We start from the raw sequence: 2,943 nt of genomic DNA, 5'->3' as shown, positions 1-2,943 counted from the left end.
GGCCGGCCCCGGGGCGGGATCGGGCGCGCCGCCGCCGGGGCCGGGGCCGTCGCCGCCGCCGTCCGGGTCGGTGCCGTCCGGGTCGGTGTCGTCGGGGTCCGTGCCGGGCTCGTCGGGAGGGGTGCCGTCGGAGAACTCGTCCAGCGTGCTGTCGAGCTTGTCCTCGTCCAGGCCGGGCGCGTCGAACGGGTTGCGGCGGCGCCGGTGCGGCAGCGCGAGCAGCGCGGCCTGCCGGACGTCGTCGGAGGTCACCTCGTCGCGGCCGGCCCAGGCGGCCAGCGCGGTCGCCGTGCGGGCCATGACGATGTCCGCGCGCATCCCGTCGACCTCGAACGCGGCGCACGTCGCGGCTATCCGGCGCAGCGCGCCGTCGCCCAGCACGACGCGGGGCAGCAGCTCGCGGGCGGCGGCGATCCGCTTGCGCAGCGCGCCCTCCTCGCCCTCCCAGCGGGCCGCGAAGCCCTCGGGGTCGTCGTCGTAGGCGAGGCGGCGGCGCACGACCTCGACCCGCTGGTCGGGCTCGCGCGACGCGGCGACCTCCACCGTCAGCCCGAAGCGGTCGAGCAGCTGCGGGCGCAGCTCGCCCTCCTCCGGGTTCATGGTGCCGACGAGCAGGAAGCGGGCCGCGTGCCGTACCGAGACCCCCTCGCGCTCGACGTAGGAGGCCCCCATCGCCGCGGCGTCGAGCAGCAGGTCCACGAGGTGGTCGTGCAGCAGGTTGACCTCGTCGACGTACAGCACCCCCCGGTGCGCCTCGGCCAGCAGGCCCGGCTCGAAGGCCTTGACGCCCTCGGCGAGGGCCCGTTCGATGTCGAGCGCGCCGACCAGGCGGTCCTCGGAGGCGCCCACGGGCAGCTCCACCATCCGCGCGGGCCGGTGCACCGCGGGCTCGTTGCCGTGCGGGCCGTCCGGGCACTGCAGGTCCGGCGCGGCCGGGTCGCAGGAGAAGCGGCACCCGGCGATCACGCTCAGCTCGGGCAGCAGTACCGAAAGGGCACGCACCGCCGTGGACTTGGCCGTGCCCTTCTCGCCGCGCACCAGGACCCCGCCGACGGCGGGACTGACGGCGTTGAGCAGCAGGGCGAGCCGGAGGTCGTCCATGCCGACGACGGCGGTGAAGGGATAGGGGGTGCTCATGAATCTCCTTTGCTACGTGAGCCGTTCGCGGAGTGGACGCGGGCGGGCGGCCGTGCGGGGGCGGCGGCGACGGCGGTCGCGGTGGTGCCCAAGGCGGTCGCCATGGCGCTCCTCACGGCGCTCCCGGCGGGACGAACGGGAGCCCCGCGGGCGGCCCGGACTCGACGAGCCGCAGCAGCGCCGCGGTGTCGGCGTGCTCCTCCACCAGGTCGGCGAGCCGGTCCAGTTGGGCCTCCCGCAGCGAACCGAAGACGGTGTCCGGCGCCGGCACGAAGCGCCGGCCGCTCTCGCGGGCCACCTCCGTCAGATACGCCCGCCGGAACGCGTCGTTCTCCAGCACCCCGTGCCAGTGCGTGCCGCGCACCGCGCCGACCACGCACCCGTCCGGGGCCGGCCCCGGCCGGCCCGCGCCGCCGGCGGGGGCGTACGTGACGAACGGCTCGCCGCCGTGGACGGACGCCACGCCGTGGTGGATCTCGTACCCCTCCACCCGCTCGCCGAGCGCCGTGCCCACCGGCCGCGCCAGCGTCTTCTCCGCGGCGAAGCGGACCCGCACGGGCAGCAGTCCCAGCCCCGCGACGCTGCCCGCCCGCGACTCCACGTCGTCGTCGATGTGTTCACCCAGCACCTGGTACCCGCCGCAGACGCCCAGTACCGGGCGGCCCTCGGCGGCCCGCCGGGCCAGTTCGTCCGCGAACCCGCGCTCGCGGAGCCAGGCCAGCGCCCGCACCGTGCCGCGCGTGCCGGGGACGATCAGCAGGTCCGCGTCCGCGGCCTCGTCGGCGCGCTCCACGAACCGCACCCGTACGCCGGGTTCGGAGGCCAGGGCGTCGACGTCCGTGAAGTTCGACATCAGCGGCACCGCGGCGACCGCCACGCGCAGCACGTCCTCGCCGACCGGCGGCAGGACGCGGCCCGGGGCACGCACACCGAGCCCGCCGTCCTCCTCGTCGATGCCGAGGCCCTCCCGCCACGGCAGCACCCCGTACGTGGGGCGCCCCGTCAACTCCCGCAGCATGTCGAGGCCCGGCTCCAGCAGCGAGACGTCACCGCGGAACTTGTTGACCAGATAGCCCGCGACGAGCGCCTGGTCCTCGCGGCTCAGCAGCGCGGTCGTGCCGAAGAACGAGGCGAACACCCCGCCCCGGTCGATGTCCCCGACCACCACCACCGGCAGCCGCGCCGCGCGGGCGATGCCCATGTTCACGATGTCCGTACGGCGCAGATTGATCTCGGCCGGGCTGCCGGCGCCCTCGCATATGACGGCGTCGTAGGAGGCACGCAGCTGTGCCAGGCACTCCAGTACCGTGCCGAGCAGCGCCTCCTGGCGGCCCCCGTGGTAGCCGCGGGCGCTCAGCTCGCCCACCGGCCTCCCCATCAGCACCACTTGGCTGCGGGCCTCGCCACCGGGCTTGAGCAGCACCGGGTTCATCAGCGCGGTGGGCTCGACGCCGGCCGCCCGCGCCTGCATCGCCTGCGCGCGGCCGATCTCCGCGCCCTCGCGGGTCACGAACGAATTCAGCGACATGTTCTGGCCCTTGAACGGCGCCACCTTCATGCCCTGCCGCGCGAGCCAGCGCAGGATGCCCGCCGTGACCACGCTCTTGCCCGCGTCCGACGTGGTCCCCGCCACCAGCAGGCCGCCGCCACGCGCCGCGCCCCGCGGCCCGCCCGCCGCCCCGCTCACCCCTGCCACCGCCGTGCCTCCTCGCTCCGCCGCACCGTCACCGGCCCGGCCCCGCCGCGTTCCCGGCCGCGCCGTGGCGCAGCGGTCCCCGTATGGCTCCCCATGCGAGCCGCCCCGTC

General features: G+C 76.2%; 2 protein-coding genes. Both read right to left on the bottom strand.

Features of this window, described 5'->3' with window-relative positions:
* Positions 1-1,137, bottom strand: a 1,137-nt coding sequence (locus tag L1885_RS26495; protein WP_235799694.1) for a magnesium chelatase ATPase subunit I, incomplete at its 3' end; no start/stop codon positions are given.
* Between the two features lie 112 nt (positions 1,138-1,249).
* Positions 1,250-2,833 carry a cobyric acid synthase gene (locus tag L1885_RS26490; RefSeq protein ID WP_235799693.1) on the bottom strand — a complete coding sequence of 528 codons (1,584 nt, stop codon included), beginning with the start codon at positions 2,831-2,833 and terminating at the stop codon, positions 1,250-1,252.
* Positions 2,834-2,943: the final 110 nt, after the last annotated feature.

It is taken from the genome of Streptomyces fuscigenes (assembly GCF_021556455.1).
GTDB classification, from domain to species: domain Bacteria; phylum Actinomycetota; class Actinomycetes; order Streptomycetales; family Streptomycetaceae; genus Streptomyces; species Streptomyces fuscigenes.
This window is presented reverse-complemented; position numbering and strand designations above follow the sequence as displayed.